Source organism: Labilibaculum manganireducens (assembly GCF_963665805.2).
GTDB classification, from domain to species: Bacteria; Bacteroidota; Bacteroidia; order Bacteroidales; family Marinifilaceae; genus Labilibaculum; species Labilibaculum manganireducens.
Genome location: NZ_CAXXEE010000003.1, coordinates 2662807 through 2680655, shown reverse-complemented (window position 1 = coordinate 2680655; position 17849 = coordinate 2662807). Strand labels below are relative to the sequence as shown.

The window sequence follows — 17849 nt, the reverse complement described above, 5'->3', positions numbered from 1 at the left end:
CCATTATGGATTTCGGTTTTTGTATTAGATCATTTGTGTAATTTTGTATCTAAAATCGTATAAAAGGCTGAGATTTGATTCGCTTAATATCTGAAATCTAATTTCTCAGATCTTTAGAATCATCCTCCAACTCGTTTAACCTGATATCCTTCTGCTTTTAAAAGATCCATGATTTTATCTCGGTGATCGCCTTGAATTAAGATTTCTCCATCTTTGGCAGAACCTCCGCCGCCACATTTGCTTTTTAATATTTTGCCTAATTCTTTTAGGTCATCAGAAGTACCTACGAAACCTTCAATTAAAGTAACAACTTTACCTTTTCTCTGTTTTTTGTCCAGTAAAACTCTTAGTTTTTGTTTGTTCGGAGCTAAGGTTTCTTCTACCGGTTCATCATCGTATTCGTAATTGTAGTCGGGGTTCGTTGAGTAAACGATATTTTTTTTACTTTTTGCCATTTTATTTAATTGTATGTTAGTAATTAGTACACAGTAACCAGTCTAAAATGGATATTTTACCACGAAGCACCAGTTATTTATTACTATCAGTACAAAGATATTTAAAATTTGGCTTTGTAAGTAAACCGATCATAGAAATAGATGATTGAGCCTACAAAAGGGATAAAAACAACAAGTAATATCCAGATTAATCTGTTGATGCCTAGTAAATCTCTACGGAGTATATCAATTATGGCAATTATCGGAAGTAATATTGCTATTAGTTTGCTTAGCAGCCAAATGTCAAATATGATTGAAAGTATCATCGTAAGTTTTAAATTTGTGATTTGATGTTCGTCAATTTAGTTACTTTATTGATTGGCGCAATTTACACATTTCTTGCTTTCAGGCATAATCATGATTCTTCCAATGGGAATTTGAATTCCGCATTTTATGCATTTTCCAAAATCATCCGAATCAATATTCTTCAGAGCATCTTTCAAGGCCGATAGTTGAATTTCCTTTTTACGCAAAGCAGCCTCATTTACACTTTTGTTGTTTATTGCATCCATTCGGCTAACTCTGCCAATGGCACAATCCGGCGAAACAGGTTGGGTGAGATCTTTCAGCATTACGATTTCATTTTCAAGTTTTGAAATTCTATCGGTAATTAGTATTTCGATTTGAACTCTGTTTAATTCAGGCATAAATTACTGTTGAAATCAATAACAAGGTAAAATTAAAAAGTATTTTGTTCTTTCTGTTTGGATGTGAATGAATTATTTCGGTGTCTATTTAGATTCATCCTAAAGTATTTTATCAGGCTAATTTATATGTGTTTGGCTAGGCTGGAATCTTACTTCTTTATACTTTTGAATTGTAAATATGTGCTGTAGTATCAGAATGGAATCGATTGCGAATCAGATTGTTTGAATTGTGGTATTCCAGTTATTTAGCATTTTATTCATTCATTTATTTAAGAAAAGTAATGAACAAGATAGTTGAAAAAGAGAATTTTTCAGAAAAAGTAGTAAAAATTGTGGTTGAGGCACCTTTAATTGCTAAGGCTCGCAAACCAGGTAATTTTGTAATTGTACGGGTAGGCGAAAAAGGGGAACGTATCCCTTTAACAATTGCCGGTGCAGATATTGCAAAGGGAACAATTACCATTATCGTTCAGAAAATGGGCGTGTCGTCTACTAAATTGTGTCAGCTTGAAGTTGGTGAATATGTAACAGATTTAGTTGGTCCGCTTGGAAAACCAACTGAAATTCACAATGTTGGCACTGTGCTTTGCTGCGGTGGTGGTGTTGGTGTTGCGCCACTGCTTCCAATTGTTGAAGGATATAAAAAAGCGGGTAATCGTGTTATTACTGTTATTGCAGCAAGATCAAAAGAGCTTTTGATCCTGGAAGATGAAATGCGCAAACATTCCGATGAGCTTATCGTGATGACTGATGATGGTTCATATGGAAGAAAAGGTTTGGTTACTGAAGGTATGGAAGAGGTTATTAAGCGTGAAAAAGTGGATGAGTGCATCACCATTGGGCCTGCCATTATGATGAAATTCTGTTCCTTGCTGACCAAGAAATATGAAATTCCTACCATGGCGAGTTTGAATAGTATTATGGTTGACGGAACGGGTATGTGCGGAGCATGCAGGGTTACCGTTGATGGTAAAACTAAATTTACTTGCGTAGATGGACCTGAGTTTGATGCTCATAAAATTGATTTTGACGAAATGATGTCAAGATTAGGCGGTTACAAGGAAGAAGAAAATGACAAAATGGATCATTTTCAAAATTAATCAATTAAAGACAAAACAGGACAATGGAAAGGTCTGAAGAATATATAAAAAACGAACGTAAAAAAGAGTGGAGAGTCGAACTCCAAAAACTGACAAAAGCCAAAGATCGTATGGCGGTTGAAAGGGTGGAGATGACAGAAATGGCTCCTGAAGAACGAATTAAGTCTCAGCGCGTTGAGGTGAATGTTGGTTTAACCAAAGAGGAAGCAATGCGTGAAGCCACGCGTTGTATGGATTGTGTAAATCCAACCTGTATGGAAGGATGCCCTGTTAGTATCAATATTCCTAAATTTATTAAAAATATCGAGCGCGGCAATATTTTGGAAGCGGCATCTGTTTTAAAAGAAACCAGCGCTTTGCCAGCGGTTTGTGGTCGTGTTTGTCCTCAGGAAGTACAATGTGAGCAAAGGTGTTTTTATGTTGAGAAATTGAATCTGCCTTCTGTAGCAATTGGTCATTTGGAACGTTTTGCTGCAGATTTTGAAAGAGAATCCGGAGTAATTTCTGTTCCTGAATTGGCAGAATCAAATGGTGTTAAAGTTGCAGTTATCGGTTCCGGACCATCAGGTTTGTCTTTTGCCGGCGATATGGCTAAATTGGGTTACGATGTAACTGTTTTCGAAGCTCTGCATGAAATTGGCGGAGTGTTGAAATATGGCATTCCTGAATTCCGTTTGCCAAATGCAGTTGTTGATGTGGAAATTGAAAATTTACGCCGAATGGGTGTGAAATTCATCACTAACTACATTGTAGGACAAACTGCAAGCTTAGATGATTTAAAAGAAGAAGGATATAAAGCATTCTATGTAGGTAGTGGTGCTGGTTTACCTCGGTTTATGAATATTCCGGGTGAAAATTCGAACGGAATTATGTCATCAAATGAGTATTTAACCCGTGTGAATTTGATGGGAGCTGATTCGGAAGAATCGGATACGCCAATATTACGAGGTAAAAATGTTGTGGTTGTTGGCGGTGGTAATACTGCTATGGATTCGGTTCGTACTGCAAAACGATTAGGTGCTGAAAGAGCAATTATTGTTTATCGTCGTTCTGAAGAAGAAATGCCTGCCCGTGTTGAGGAAGTTCATCATGCAAAGCAGGAAGGAATAGAGTTCCTTACCTTAACGAATCCAATTGAATACATTGCTGATGAAAATAGTCGTGTAAAGCAAATTAAGGTTCAGAAAATGGAATTAGGCGAACCTGACGCATCGGGCAGAAGAAGACCAATTCCAATGGAAGGTTCTGAATATACTATTGATGCAACAGTAGTTGTGGTAGCAGTAGGAGTTTCTCCAAATCCATTGATTCCAAATTCTGTGGAAGGCTTGGAGGTTTCGAAATGGGGAACGATTGAAGTTGTAAAAGATAAAATGCAATCGTCAATACCTGAAGTATTTGCGGGTGGAGATATTGTTCGCGGTGGCGCTACAGTTATTCTTGCAATGGGAGATGGTAGAAAAGCTGCTAAAAATATGAATATCTATTTGCAGGAAAAATATTTATCCAATAAAGTGGAACACTAAAAATTAGAAAAAATGAAAGAGTTTAATTCACTTGAAGATATTTTAGATTTTGCCATTAATGAAGAACAAATGGCTGCCGATTTTTACACAGAACTTGCTGGGAAAATGAAGCATCAGGAGATGAAGGATACTTTTGAGCAATATGCCTTGGAAGAACTTGGTCACCGAGCCAAATTGGAGGCAATTAAGAATGGTAAAAAGTACCAGGTTTCAGAAGCTAAAGTTGCAGATTTGAAAATTGGGGATTATTTACTGGATGTAGATGTTGATAAATCAAATATTACTTATCAGGAAGCGTTAATTCTTGCCATGAAAAAGGAGAAAATCGCTTTTAGATTGTATAATGATCTAGCTTCTGCGGCCCTAGATGAACCGTCGAAAAAATTATTCCTTATGCTTGCTCAGGAGGAAGCAAAGCATAAACTTCGTTTTGAAGTGGAATACGACAATAATATTCTAACAGAGAATTAGAATTAGAAAACTTTGTATGGAAGAGCTGCAGCATTGGGTTGCAGCTCTTTTTTATTATTATGCTTTAATAGATATAGAGTGGAGGTCTTTAGTTCGTGAGTCAAAAATTAAAAGATCTTCTTTAAAGCAAAGAATGGATAATTGGACTCAAACTGAACAGAAGATTTAAATTAGGAGGTTGTAATAAAAAAGCCGGCAATTCTTAAAACGAATTAACCGACTCAAAAATTCACCTCTGTATGAGAAAAGGGAACTTTTACTTATTTACAGAACTATGTAACGTTGTTCCTGTAAGTTTAATTTTGTAGGGCCATTGTTCATCGTTGCCTGAAAACCCGTCATTATTGTGTATCCAATGTTCGGAAGGAGCACCTGTAACAACTAACCATAAGTAAGAAGTATTTTCGGGAACTGTAAATAAAGCCTTACCAATTGAATTGAAATTGGGAGTGCCGTACACTCTTTCACCATTGGTTTTAACAGCTACAAAAGCATAGCCCCAACCTACTTTATCCACATTCACTGCATTGTATCCGTCAGCACCGGCAATGCCTTCAAAATCAAGTCTTATTTCCGTTCCGGACGCAGGAACTTCCAATCTTATTCCATTGTAACCGTAGTTTTGAGGACATCGGTTTTCTGCAATGCGGTACCAGCCGTCACCTATTGATTTAAAAGCGCAGGTATGTTTATTTGCATAATTTTTTGCATAAGGACGAATGCGATCCATATCCCAAGTCATAAATTTTTGGGCAGCATCTAATATTTCATTGTTGAAGGCGGCTTGATCTATTTTAGTTATTCTTTGGTATGTCATAACAGGATCTTCCCCGTTTATGGCTTTATTCCAAAGTTTACCAATAAAATCAATTCCGTGTTTGTCTGACCAATATTCCAAAATATAGGGAGAACAATACATATTATCCTCGTGAAGGAAAGCCTTGTGTGTATTCAGCATGAAATTGTCGAAGTGGTAATTCTCCAGTTCCATCCAGTTTGGATAAAACTGAAACAGCATATATTGCGAAGTCATTTCGAAGATGGACACGTTGTTGCCGGATGTAAATCCCCATTTACCATCGCATGATACCATGTATTGAAAAGCATGTCCCATTTCATGAGCCATAGCTGCATAAGGTTTGGTTTTAATCCGGTTGGGGGTAAGCCACATTGCTCCAATTTTATTTTCTGCACCTCCTCCATAAACGGTTCCTTCGTTGCTATAATAAATGTAGAAGTTCATTCGGTATTTGTCGGTAAGGGAGTTTCCCTTCTCTACAAATTTGAGACTGTCACGATAGAATTTGTACATTTTTTCACTTTCTTCTATTAGATCGTCCAATTGAAATCGATATTCTGTATCTGCTGTTTTTGAAGGATCATTTCCAAATTTAGATTCCCAAAAAGCAACCAAATTTGCTGTTTCCTTCATTCTCGCAACAGAGAACTGACTTGCACTATTTTGGTAGTCATTATCTTGTTCCACATTCCAGATACTTGCTGGGTAATAGGTTTCTTTTGAACTTTCTTCTTCGGGGAATTCAGGATCAGGTTTAACTATAGGATTATCAGGAGAATCATCAGAATCTCCGCAACTGCAAAAAAACAACACTTGAAAGATAAGGCAGAATAAGTAGGGTCGTATTTTGATCATTTTTAAAACGTTTTAAGTTGAATAAATAAGAGTTCGAAGAAGAGAATTCCCTTCTTCAAGCTCTGTATTGTCAATTATTATAAACTTATTCGTACGGAGTAGCATCCAGTTGTGGTGCTTTTCTTAACTCACTGCGAGGAATTGGCATCCAATAGTTTTTCGGAGCATAGAAGTTACGGGTTTCAATTGCTTCTGATTTTAGCTCGTAGGTTTTACTTCCATCTTTAAATTTCTTGATGTTTATTCCTTCAATTGGTGTTTTGTAAATTTCTTCAGCTTGTTTCCATCTTCGGATATCGAACCAACGCTGACCTTCAAACAATAGTTCTATCTGGCGTTCGTATTCATATTCTGCACGTATATCTACGCCTTCTGCGGGAGGCAGTAAGGAGCGCTCACGAACAAGGTTGATATAGATAAGCGCTTCTGGGTTTTTGTGTAATTCAATTAAACATTCAGCATAGTTTAAATACACTTCAGCAAGCCGCATATAAATCCATGGCGTTGTGTTGGCATTAGTGCCAAAATTATCATAGTTCGGATCAAGGAACTTTTTTAATCCATAGCCAGTTTGAGTGGCATTCCACCACGATGGCCCTTCCCGGCTGTCTTTCCCTGGATCGACTTCAGCTTCTCCTGAAACAAAAAATTCTATTTCACGATTATCATCACCGAATCCCCAGTTGTCTCCATCTACAAAAATAGTGGCATGAAGGCGCAGATCCCTGTTGTCCCAAGGCTTTTCTGTATTTGTATTGGGAATATATTTAGAACCGTCACTCATTTGGAATTTACTTACAACATTATGTGTTGGCTGTAAGGTTCCCCATCCCTGAAACCCATTTCCTGTTCCGCAAGGAGCCTGATGCAGGAAAACATTATTAGAACCCGCAACATATTTTTTATCATACAACTTTTCGAAAATAATTTCAGGATTCTTAGAATCTAAAAATAAAGAAGCATATTCATCAGAATTGGAGATGGATTGTAAACTGTACTTATGCAGATCGAGGACAGCTTTATTTGCATCTGCAGCTTTTTGCCATTTTATCTGATCTGGATAATTTTTATCGTATAAAGGGCTGGCAGCAAAGAGCAATGTCCGGCCTTTTAGCATGAGAGCTGCACCTTTTGTAGCTCTTCCAAAATTTTTAGCGTTACTATATTCCAGAGGTAAAAGGTTCGCGGCGGAATCACACTCGGTAACAATAAAGCTAGCTACATCTTCCAGTGATGCGCGGGTTTCTGTAAATTCTTTTGTATCCAACGGATATACCTGACTGATTAATGGAACTCTTCCATAAAGACTGTAAAGCTGGAAATAGAAATAAGCTCTTAAAAAATGTCCTTGTCCGATTAAATCATTTTTCCAGATATCATCTCCTGAACTTGGAGTTGGGACTTCTTTTATGTTTTCGAGAAATAGATTTACATCTTTTATAGCTCCATAGAAGTAATCCCAAGGATTCCACATGTCGTCTTCCCAACCAAAGCTTGAATTATCAGAAGAGAGATAACCTTGCCGAACATTTTCTGTACCATAGGTGTGCATCTGAAAAATTTCTTCTGAAAGGCTTGCAAATCTTGAACCCTTTTCTGCTTCTGCTTTTATTTTGGTATATGAAGTATTTAAGTAAGATTCGGCCAAAGCTAAATCATTCCATACTGCAGCATCGGTGAATGTATCTACCGGATCGACATCCAGTATCTCGTCGTCGCAGGAAATTATGCATAAAGACGCGAATAATACAAGTCCGTATATAATATATTTTTTCATATGATTATAATTTGTTTTTGATTTTTACCTGATTAGAAAGATAGATTTACCCCTGTTGTAATTGTCCTTTGCAGAGGATAAGCAGTAAGTCCGTTGGCTTGATAGTTATCAGCATTAATAGATATTTCAGGATCAAAATCTTTGATTTTGTCGATTGTAAATAAATTGCTTCCATTTACGTAAAACCTCAAGTTTGTTATTCCCATTTTGTGAGATATTGATTTTGGTAATGAATAACCTAACTCCACTGATTTTAAACGTAAAAACCTTGCATCCCTTAACCACCAAGTAGAAGCTCTGCCGTTGAAATCATCCCCATAAGTTTGTTTTATGAAGGCTCTTGGCCAGCGGGCTTCTGCATTTTTTTCTGCAGAATTTGCATCACTCCAGCGACCTTCATAAAAATCTGTCATCATATTCATAGTAGGCTGTACCATCATTTTTGCTTTTGCCTGTCCTTGGAAAAAGGCATTAAAATCAAGGCCTTTCCAACTTCCGTTTAATGTTAAACCATAAACAATTTTTGGGGTTGCTGATTCGTTAACTCTGATGGCATCATCGTAAGTAATATTTCCATCATCATTTGTATCTCTGTAAATCAGATCTCCAGGCTTGGCTCCATCGATGTGCACTGAGTTGTCAACTTCTTCCTGTGTTTGGTAAATTCCAAGAGCATCGTATAAAACCATTGCATCAATCGGATGTCCTGTTGCACGTTGCCAAGCTGGTGTTGATACAGCTTCATCAATGTATTCCATTTTATTTTCAGCGAAGGTGAAATTACCGCTGACATTCCATTTAAAGTCACCATGGCTGCCGTTATAACCTGCAACAATCTCGATACCGCTGTTTTTTACTTTGCCAATGTTTTCAGCAGGTAAAGCTAAACCGGCATAGTCAGGAATTGAGGCATTTCTTGTGCGTAAAATATCAGTTCTTTTAGAGACAAAGTAATCAAAGTCAAGATTGAATTTTCCATCAAGGAATTGAGCTGAAGTTCCTAAGTTTGTTGTTTTAGCTGTTTCCCAGGTAATGTAAGGATTGGCTGTAACTTTCTCGAAAAGCCCTTTTTGCACAGCATCACCAAACAAAACTCCATCTGATGAGTGATCTTCAGTTGAAATAAAGCCATAACTTGACAAAAACTGGAATGGATTGATGTTATCGTTACCCATCATTCCCCAAGAGCCTTTTAGTTTAAAGAAGTTTACAACAGATTTTAAAGGACTAAAAAATGATTCTTCAGACATAATCCAGCCTATTGATATAGCTGGGAAAAGTCCCCAACGTTTATTAGCAGGAAAATTCATTGATCCATCATAACGAAGGCTTATTTCTGCAAGATATTTATCGTTGAAATTATAGTTAATACGTCCAAAATAGTTTTGGCGGGCACTCACACCAGCATATCCTCCGGTACCTTGATCCTCAGGATTACTGCTGCCTGCAAAAATCTGCATTATGGATGTAGAAAGATAGTTGGTTCGATATGCCGATACATTATTATAATTGTATTTGTATTGCTCGTAAGCAGCAAAAGCATCTATTTTGTGATTGCCAAATGAATTTTGATAGCCCAAACGAGCATTAATGGTTATTGCATCTGAATTATCTGCCCAGGAATTTAACGAAATAGCTCCGGTTGCTGATCTCTTGCTGTTATATTTATCGGTTGCTGAATCGTATTGATATAAATCATAAGGATGATTTATATCTTTCCCATTTTGAAATGAATAGTCAAGTGCTGCATATCCTTCAGTGTAAAGACCTTTTGTAATAAAATCAAGGTCAATATGTAAAAATGGTTTCAAGTTGATAATATTATTCTTTTTTTCACTGGTGCCAGGCTGATCGGTTACCATTACCGCTGCGTTATTTGTAACTCCATCAAATCCAACACGAGGCAAACCATTTTCGTAGTATGGAGCAGCCATCGGATTTGTTGTTAAGAAATAACCGAAAAGATAATCAGTAGCATAAACTCCACGTTTCCGGCTCTCCTGACGGCCATTAACATCCAAACCAAAACGGATCCGCTTGGAAAGTTCCGCATCTAAATTTGCTGTAAACTGATACTGAGAATAGTCCTGCGGACTGTTCTTATAGATGACATCCTGCCACATGTATTGAGCTGAAGTATAGAATTGCACTTTCTCATTACCTCCGCTTACCGAGATGTTATGCTGTGTTTTGGGAGCCCACTTTTTTGCTGCGGAATTCCACCAATCGGTGTTGGCATAATTAATGGGATCAGAACCATCCTGCAGTTTTTGCAGAGCATCTTCACTATAAGTTTCTGATAATCCGTGTCCTCTGTCGTATTCGTTCACGTATGTTGCATACTGAAGTGAATTTAGCATATCGGGGATGCGTGTTGGCTGCGAAATGGAGTAGTCACCATTATATTTAACTGTAATGCCACCTTTTTTTCCGCGTTTTGTGGTAACAAGAATTACACCATTAGCAGCTCTGGCACCGTATATTGCCGCCGAAGCATCTTTTAGTACCGAGATTGATTCAATATCTTCCGGATTTAGTCGGGAAAATCCCCGGCCGGCAATTCCATCTACAATTATCAACGGACTGTTATTTCCAGTTGTCCCTTTTCCCCTAATAAAAATTGTTGCATTGTCTTCTCCCGGCTCACCGGATCTCACATTAGCAATCACACCGGCAGTTTTTCCTGCCAAAGTATTGGTAAGGTTGGCTGCTGAAACTTTCTTGAGATCATCACCACTTACCTGCGAAATAGAACCGGTGAGAGTTGCTTTCTTTTGGGAACCATAACCAACAATAACAACTTCGTCTAATCCTGTCATATTTTCTTTCATGACTACATTAAATTCTCTTTTATTTCCAATAGCGAATTCCTGCTGGTTAAAACCGATATAGCTAAATACAAGAGTTGCATTCTCAGAAGAAACAGTTATCGAAAAATCTCCGTTAAGATTAGAAATTGTTCCATTTGTTGTTCCTTTTTCGATAACGTTGACTCCTATTAATTGTTCTCCATTTATGTCTTTGACAGTCCCTTTTACAATTACTTCACCTTGAAGGATAGCAATATCATCCTTTGTTATTGCCGCATTTGCGGGAAAGAAAGAAATGAGTAAAAGGCATACTATTGTGTAAAATATGATTTTACGCAATATTGGATTGAATTTTAAATTTTCATTCATATTCTTTTATTTTATTATTTCAATTGGGTTTAGATTTTTATTCTAATGTGAATGAATAGGTTTCTTTATATGATTTTTCAAACCAGCTTTCATAAACATAACAGTCGATATAAACCTCGCCGGTAAGTGTATTGAAATATGATTTGTTTTCTGTTACCTTGTTTGTTCCTCCGTTTTCTTCTAATAATTCAAGGAAAGTGTGGATCTTTATTTTTTTACAATTTTCTTTGCCTGTCATATCTTCATCTGTAACAGAGAATAATACAACATACCAATCACCATCTCCATTGAAACCATACTGAGCATCAGCAATAACCGCATCCCAAGCTGTATCGCCTGCACGTTGACATTTAGAAGCATCCCATACTACATTCCCAATATTACGAGAACGTGCATTATCAGTAATGTTTAATTTATAGGTTCCGGCCAACGATTTTGTTATGTCAAGATAAATTGTATTTGATCCGGATATTGTTCCTGTTTCCAAATTTCCTTCATTTAAAACAAATGGAACCAAATAATGAACATCATTGCTGAGATCTATATCGGAAAGGTCTATGCTGTAAGGGATATTTGCGGTTTTACTTCCAATAGCTACCTTGCCATTTTCAATTGTTACAGTTCCTTCAGGTAAAGTTTGGTAGTTTGTGCCTGAGTTAGTGTTAAAAGCAGAAATCAGAGATGGATCGTAGTTGAAATTAATTGATAAATCGCTTGATACTATTGTGTTTGTTGTAACATTCACCGAACTATTAAGAATATTTAAACAGGATGCCGTTTCAACAGTCTCCGATGCGCTTGCTTCTGTTATGGATACCTTAAGGTCAGAAATATTAATAATATAATATACCGGATCTTCCTGAACTATAAGATAATCGGAATTGGATGATTGTAAACGACATGGCAGCAGGTACTTTTTATCTTCAGTTAAACCCGTCGCATTAATTTCTCCTTTCACAGTTATATTTCCGGAGCCTTGAACATTATCTTCCGAAAACGAATAATTTTCTTCAGGTAAAAGAGTATATTCTCCTGTGCTTAATAAAGGTGCCTGAGTATCTACAAACATTAACACAGTGTTAGGATAAATGCCCGTAAAATTTAGAGCCCCGGTTACACTAATTGTTTCTTTTATTTCACTGTCTTTTGATAAATAAAGGTTTGTAGGTGCAGATGTAGAAACAGTAATGGCAGAGGATTTCATATTTACATGAACCAAAAGTGTATTTTTGTTTTCAGAAATGTCTACACCTTTAGTTTCAGTAGTAACTGCATTAATTGGTAATAGATAGTTTGATGCAGCCTCAACAGAACCAGCGTATAAATAGAGTTTTTTTGAATACAAGGTCATTTCAAAACTTGTCTTTTTCGATTTAATGTCAAATTTCACACCTTCTGTTATCGAATAATACTCGGACGGTAAGAGTTGATAACTGGTTCCATTGTCCTCGTTGTACTTTTCAAGGGATGCTTCGTCAATAATAAAACTCATACTTAGTTCTCTGGATATTCCATGAACTCTGTTGTATTCAATGGTATATTTTTCAGATTCATTTTGTGAAACTGAAGTTGCATTGTAAAATCCTGAAGTTGCAAATCCGGGATCGATTTCTATTAATGGGACAGGATTCATTAAATCATCCCCGCATGCACTTAACAGGAAAATAGCTAAAATTGGATAGCAAAGTTTTCTTATTTTCATATTACAATAGATTGATTAAGGGTTAGGTATTTTACTATATTTACTTATGCATGCAAATAAGCTTAAAGAATTGAAACGAAAGGTTATAGATGTTCAGAAAACTTAAATCAATGTTCAGAAACCACAAATAAAAGCTTGATTGAATTTGTTTAATATGTTCTTCATCAAACGTTTGCGGTAAAGTACAGAAGAGATAAGGATTTTGGGATGGTTATTTTTTAATTGGGGTTAAAAAATCATTGAAAAAAAAGTCTGTCAGAGAATATTATTCATTCCTCAACAGACTATTTATAGTTGTAATTGAATTCAAATTATTATTTTGACTTAGTTATCTTTTGTGATATGTATCCTTACTTATACTATAAATGGGACTACTAAATATCAAAATATTCTCTGGGTGATTTACCAAAATACTCACGAAAACGTTTTGAAAAATATTGAGGACTGGAAAATCCTGTTTCGTAGGCTGCTTCCGAAATATTACATTTTCTTGAAGATATTAGTTTTACGGCTTCTTTTAATCGTATGGATCTTATAAATTCGGTTGATGAACATCCAACAATATTTTTTAGTTTTGTATGCAGCAGCGTACGGCTTATACTCATTTCTTTAATTAAGAACATTACATCAAGTTCAGGATTGCTGATATTTTTTCTAATTATAGCGATAATTCTTTCCAGAAAAATCTTATCCGGTTCGGAAATTGTCATTTCTTCAATGGCGACATTGTTCTCTGTTTTGAATTTATTTATCACATTTTTTCTGGTATTCAAAATGTTTTTAATGTTCTGTTCAAGGAGTTTAGGATAAAATGGTTTCTCAATATAAAAGTCGGCTCCAGTTTGTAACCCTTCTAATTTATTTTTAGTTCCGCTTCTTGATGTCAGTAGAATAATAGGAATATGTGAGTATTTCAAATTTGTTTTTAGTTGAACAGTTAATTGGATTCCATCCATCTGTGGCATCATAATATCGCTAACAATTAGCTCAGGAGTAATTTTCTCCAATTTTTCAAGGGCATCTACTCCATGAATCGCAGTTGTAATTCTGAAGTTCTCTTCGAGTGCCTCTTTTAAAAAATCAAGCAATTCTATATTGTCTTCTACAATTAGAATATGAGGTTTTTTCGAGAGGATATCCATATCTATCGAATTACTTTTTCTTTTGTTTATTTGCAGAATAGGGATTTCTTTATGAGGAATAAATTGATCGGGTGCAGTATTAAATTCATTTTCAGTATAATCAGTTTTATTTATCGGAATTTTAACAGTAAAAGAAGTTCCTGTATTAACAATACTATCCACATTAATTGTTCCGCGGTGTATCGTAACCAGACTTTTCACATAAGCTAACCCAATACCTGAACCGTTAGAATTTTCTTTTGCCTGATAATAGCGTTCGAATATTTTATCAAGCTCTTCAGGATGAATACCTCTTCCTGAATCCTTTACAGTAATCAGCAAATCAAAACAGCTGTTTAAAGAAGGAAAACGTTTAATTAGTTGGATTGAAAGGGTGATTTTTCCTCCTTCATGAGTGAATTTAAATGCATTGGATAAAAGATTAAAAATGATTTTGTCAATTTTATCAAGGTCAATCCATATTTTTTCTCCTTCTTTTGGGAAATCTGTTTGGAAAAGAATACTTCTAGATTCGGCTAATGATTCAAAAGAACTTGATATTTCATTGAAAAATAGTGTTGGATCGCAATTACTTACCCGTAACATTTCCTTACTATTTTCAATTTTCTGAAATTCAAGCAATTGATTGGTGAGAGTATATAGGCGTTCGGCATTTTGTTCTACATTATTTAGATCTCTTCTTACCACTGGACTTATTTTCTGCTTTTCAAGGATCTTATTAATTGGTCCAAGTATGAGCATTAATGGTGTTTTAAGTTCATGAGAGATGTTGGTGAAAAAATCCATCTTTATCTTATGTATTTCCTCGTTATGTAATTTCTCACGATGTTCAAATTCTGCACTGAATTTTGATTTCTCAAGGTTTTTCCCAACACGAAAAATGAAGAAAATCAGTACAACTCCAATAGCAAAATATATTGTGTATGCCCACCATGTTAACCAAAATGGGGGCAATACAATAATTTGTAATTCACGTTTTCCATATTCAACAATATAATCATCTTTAAAGACCTTTACTTTAAATGTATATTTTCCTGGATTTAGATTGGTATATGTAACAGAATTACGATTACTGATTTCGTTCCAATTTTTTTCAAAGCCATCCAGATAGTAGGAATATTTGCATTTTTCATTTGATGCATAGCTTAATGCAGAAAATTCTAGTGTGATAATGTTTTGGTCATGTTTGAGTATCAGTTTTTCGAGCTTGTTAATTGATTGATCGAAATTTTTTAAGTCGCCAGGTTTAAGCAACTTATTAAAAAGTTTAACCCCGGTAAATACAATTGATAATTTCTGAAGTTTTGGTGGATCAGCATCTTTATTAAAAGATATCATTCCACCGTTTCCTCCAAAATAAATATTTGCTTTGCTATCAGTAAAAGAGGTATTGTAATTAAATTGTTCAATAGGTATTCCGGAATTATTATCGTAAACAATACTTTTAGCACTATCCGGAAGAAATTTCACCAATCCTTTGTCTGTTCCTACCCAGATCCAGCCATCACTTCCTTCTTCCATGCTATAAATCCAATTCGCGGGAAATCCATTTTCGAGGTAAAAGTGTGAAAGACTATCTTGTTCTTTGTTATAGCAGAATAAGCCGTCGTAACAATCACCTACCCAAATTTTGTTTTTGGAATCGGTCTTAACAAAGTTAATCCCGTGCAATTCAGGGAATTTATCGAAAATGCTTAACGAATCAGATTCAGGTACATATTTATAAATAAGGTTAAGGGCAGAAAACCATAAGGCATCTTTTGTTTTGCATATACTCGAGACTACAATATTATTAATGCGGTTAGGTTTTAATTTTCGAAATGTTTTATCTTTTAGTGAATATATTAATATACCACTGTAAGTGGCAATGTAAATAGAGTCGCCATATTTTTCAAACATGCAGATGTCATTAACAAATAATTCAGGGGTGTTTTCGCGGTTGAAATAATGAAACTTATTGGTTTGGACGTTTAAAACATTAATACCTCCAGTATAAGTTGCGATCCAAAGCTCATTAGTATCATCAATAAATATAATGTCGTGCAAATTATTGTATGATAGTCGGTTGTTGTATTTATCGGTAAAGTGTGTGACTTTACCGGTTAGCCGGGAATACTTATTGAGTCCTTTGTCCTCTAAGCCAATCCAAAGGTTGCCTGTGTTGTCTTCGGTTATGCATCTAACAACATCCCCTTTGATTTGTCCTTCTCCCAGGCCAGGGGTCCATTTTTGAAAGAAAGTTTTATTATTACTCCACAAGTTAATACCTCCAAAATAGGTTCCCAGCCAAATGTTGCCATGTTTGTCACAGTATGTGTCGTATATTGGATCACTATTTAGTCCTTTAGGATTGGAAAATTGATGATTGTAAATACTCATCTTTTCCAACTCATTATCGTAAACAGCCAATCCATATTCTGTCCCAATCCAGATTCGGCCTAATTGATCTTCAGAGAAAGAATGTATAAAATTGCTGGGTAGATGACAGTTACCATTTTTGGATTTTGAAAAGTGGATACATTTTTTACTTTTTAAATTAAATTTTAAAATGCCTGAATAAAATGAACTTAACCAAATATTTTGCTTCGAATCGAGAAACAATAACTCATATTGAATTAAATTTTCTTCGGAGGAGAAGGTATGTGTTATTAATTCTTCATTTTCTAGATTATAACAGTACAATTGGTTTTCAGAATTAAAAACTAACCATTTATTATTTACTGATACTGTATAAAGATTTGCATTCTCTGGAGTTTGTTTTATCTGCAGCTTGTGCAGGATATTTTCAATATGTCCGTTTTTAGGGTCAAGGAAAAAAATCTTGTTTGATTTTTTTATCCAAAATCCTTTTGATGATGTGGCAATTTCCTGAATAGGATTCAAGTCATTTAATAATTTGTAAGGTAAAAAGCATTCAGTTTTACTATCGAAATAGTAAAATTCTTTTAGATTAGTTCTTCCTAACAAAATGGAGTCTGAAGTGACGAATAGCTTTTGACAATATAATTTTGTTTGTTTTCCCGAAGCATCATATGCAGGAAATTTGCTGAAATTTTCTCCATCAAAACGTAATACATCATTTCTGTCAGCAACCCATATAAAACCATCAGAGTCCTGAACGATACTTTTAATATATGCTGATTGCAATCCATCCTTAGTTGTATAATGAGTAAACTCGAGTGGAGTTTTTATTTTTTGTGCATTTGAAGGGATAGCGATGTGTAAAAAAATAATAATAATGAGAAGAATATGTTTTATTCGCCATTTTTTTTGGTGTAAACTTAATTGTTTCATGATCTGGATGATGAGTTCCAAGTATTGAAGTTGATATAATAATTGTGCTAATATATGTACGATAATAGAAGAAATGCAATTTTGAGATATTTATTCTTTTCAGATGTACAATATATTGCTCTAAAACATGTTTGAATCATTTTATGAGAAGTTTATTGCTTGAATATGATGGTGTTTTTAATTGGTGATTATATTAAGTTAGCTTTTTGATGACTAATAGATTCTCTCAATTTGAGGATGGATAGAATTGAGAATTCATATACAAAAATTCATTTGTATTGATTGTTACTACAGCTGAAAAGAAAAACACACCTAGTTTAGCCCCTAAAACGACCGGAGTAAAATTTCACATTTAAAACAGTTAAATTTAGGGTGTGAAAAGACGTTGGACATTTGAAGAAATTATTGATTATGCAATCGATAAGGAGATGGATGAAGTTGAGTTTTACTCGGAGGTTGCAAGTCGAATGGACAGGAAACATGTGAAAGGACTTTTTGGGGATATTGCTTTAGAGAAAACAGCCAGAATGCTTCGACTGGAGAAGATGAAGGATGCGAAACCGGAATTGAACCTGGATGAAATTAAGGATATGAAAATTACTGGTAGTCTTGAGGATGTAGATCACACCAGAAATGATTTTACCTATCAGGACGCACTGATTATTGCCATGAAAAAGGAGAAAATCGCTTTTAGATTGTATAAGGATCTAGCTTCTGCAGCCCTAGATGAACCGTCGAAAAAATTATTCCTTGTGCTTGCTCAGGAAGAAGCAAAGCATAAACTTTGTTTTGAAGTGGAATACAATAATAATATTTTAACAGAGAATTAAAATTAGAAAATATTTAGCCGGGTAAATTTGGGA

The 17849-nt window shown here is 35.3% G+C and carries 12 protein-coding genes; 4 read left to right on the top strand and 8 right to left on the bottom strand.

Annotation, left to right across the window (positions count from 1 at the left end; all coding sequences use genetic code 11):
* Positions 1–119: 119 nt before the first annotated feature.
* From ACHZAX_RS10375 to ACHZAX_RS10365, 3 genes are all read right to left on the bottom strand, one after another.
* The gene (locus ACHZAX_RS10375) at positions 120–455 is read right to left on the bottom strand and encodes a translation initiation factor (RefSeq protein ID WP_101308644.1); all 336 of its coding nucleotides are present in this window, start codon (positions 453–455) and stop codon (positions 120–122) included.
* A gap of 101 nt (positions 456–556) precedes the next feature.
* Positions 557–760 carry a PLDc N-terminal domain-containing protein gene (locus tag ACHZAX_RS10370; protein ID WP_394698260.1) on the bottom strand — a complete coding sequence of 68 codons (204 nt, stop codon included), beginning with the start codon at positions 758–760 and terminating at the stop codon, positions 557–559.
* 45 nt (positions 761–805) lie between these two features.
* Positions 806–1141: a TraR/DksA family transcriptional regulator gene (locus ACHZAX_RS10365; RefSeq protein ID WP_101308642.1), complete on the bottom strand. Its 336-nt coding sequence runs from the start codon at positions 1139–1141 to the stop codon at positions 806–808.
* 281 nt (positions 1142–1422) lie between these two features.
* Here ACHZAX_RS10365 and ACHZAX_RS10360 point away from each other — a divergent pair, with 281 nt between their 5' ends.
* Genes ACHZAX_RS10360 through ACHZAX_RS10350 form a run of 3 tightly spaced genes read left to right on the top strand, consistent with a single transcriptional unit; the run spans position 1423 to position 4238 of the window.
* A complete protein-coding gene (locus tag ACHZAX_RS10360; RefSeq protein ID WP_101308711.1) occupies positions 1423–2241 on the top strand; it encodes a sulfide/dihydroorotate dehydrogenase-like FAD/NAD-binding protein in 819 nt (272 codons plus the stop codon).
* A 23-nt stretch (positions 2242–2264) separates the two neighbouring features.
* A complete protein-coding gene (gltA, locus tag ACHZAX_RS10355; protein ID WP_320019055.1) occupies positions 2265–3767 on the top strand; it encodes an NADPH-dependent glutamate synthase in 1503 nt (500 codons plus the stop codon).
* 12 nt (positions 3768–3779) lie between these two features.
* Positions 3780–4238 (top strand): ferritin-like domain-containing protein, encoded by a 459-nt coding sequence (locus tag ACHZAX_RS10350; protein WP_320019054.1) that lies wholly within the window; start codon positions 3780–3782, stop codon positions 4236–4238.
* 256 nt (positions 4239–4494) lie between these two features.
* Here ACHZAX_RS10350 and ACHZAX_RS10345 read toward each other — a convergent pair whose 3' ends face one another.
* The 5 genes from ACHZAX_RS10345 to ACHZAX_RS10325 form a co-directional block, all read right to left on the bottom strand.
* Positions 4495–5892, bottom strand: coding sequence for a DUF6055 domain-containing protein (locus tag ACHZAX_RS10345; protein ID WP_320019053.1), 1398 nt, complete (start codon positions 5890–5892; stop codon positions 4495–4497).
* A gap of 85 nt (positions 5893–5977) precedes the next feature.
* The gene (locus tag ACHZAX_RS10340) at positions 5978–7669 is read right to left on the bottom strand and encodes a RagB/SusD family nutrient uptake outer membrane protein (RefSeq protein ID WP_320019052.1); all 1692 of its coding nucleotides are present in this window, start codon (positions 7667–7669) and stop codon (positions 5978–5980) included.
* 32 nt (positions 7670–7701) lie between these two features.
* Positions 7702–10848 (bottom strand): SusC/RagA family TonB-linked outer membrane protein, encoded by a 3147-nt coding sequence (locus ACHZAX_RS10335; protein ID WP_320019051.1) that lies wholly within the window; start codon positions 10846–10848, stop codon positions 7702–7704.
* Between the two features lie 37 nt (positions 10849–10885).
* Complete coding sequence (locus ACHZAX_RS10330; RefSeq protein WP_320019050.1) at positions 10886–12550, bottom strand: DUF1735 domain-containing protein; 1665 nt, start codon at positions 12548–12550, stop codon at positions 10886–10888.
* Positions 12551–12924: 374 nt separating this feature from the next.
* Positions 12925–16986, bottom strand: coding sequence for a hybrid sensor histidine kinase/response regulator transcription factor (locus tag ACHZAX_RS10325; protein ID WP_320019049.1), 4062 nt, complete (start codon positions 16984–16986; stop codon positions 12925–12927).
* 374 nt (positions 16987–17360) lie between these two features.
* Between ACHZAX_RS10325 and ACHZAX_RS10320 the strand changes: the two genes are divergently transcribed.
* Entirely contained in the window at positions 17361–17816 is a 456-nt protein-coding gene (locus ACHZAX_RS10320) for a ferritin-like domain-containing protein (RefSeq protein ID WP_320019048.1), read from the top strand.
* Positions 17817–17849: the final 33 nt, after the last annotated feature.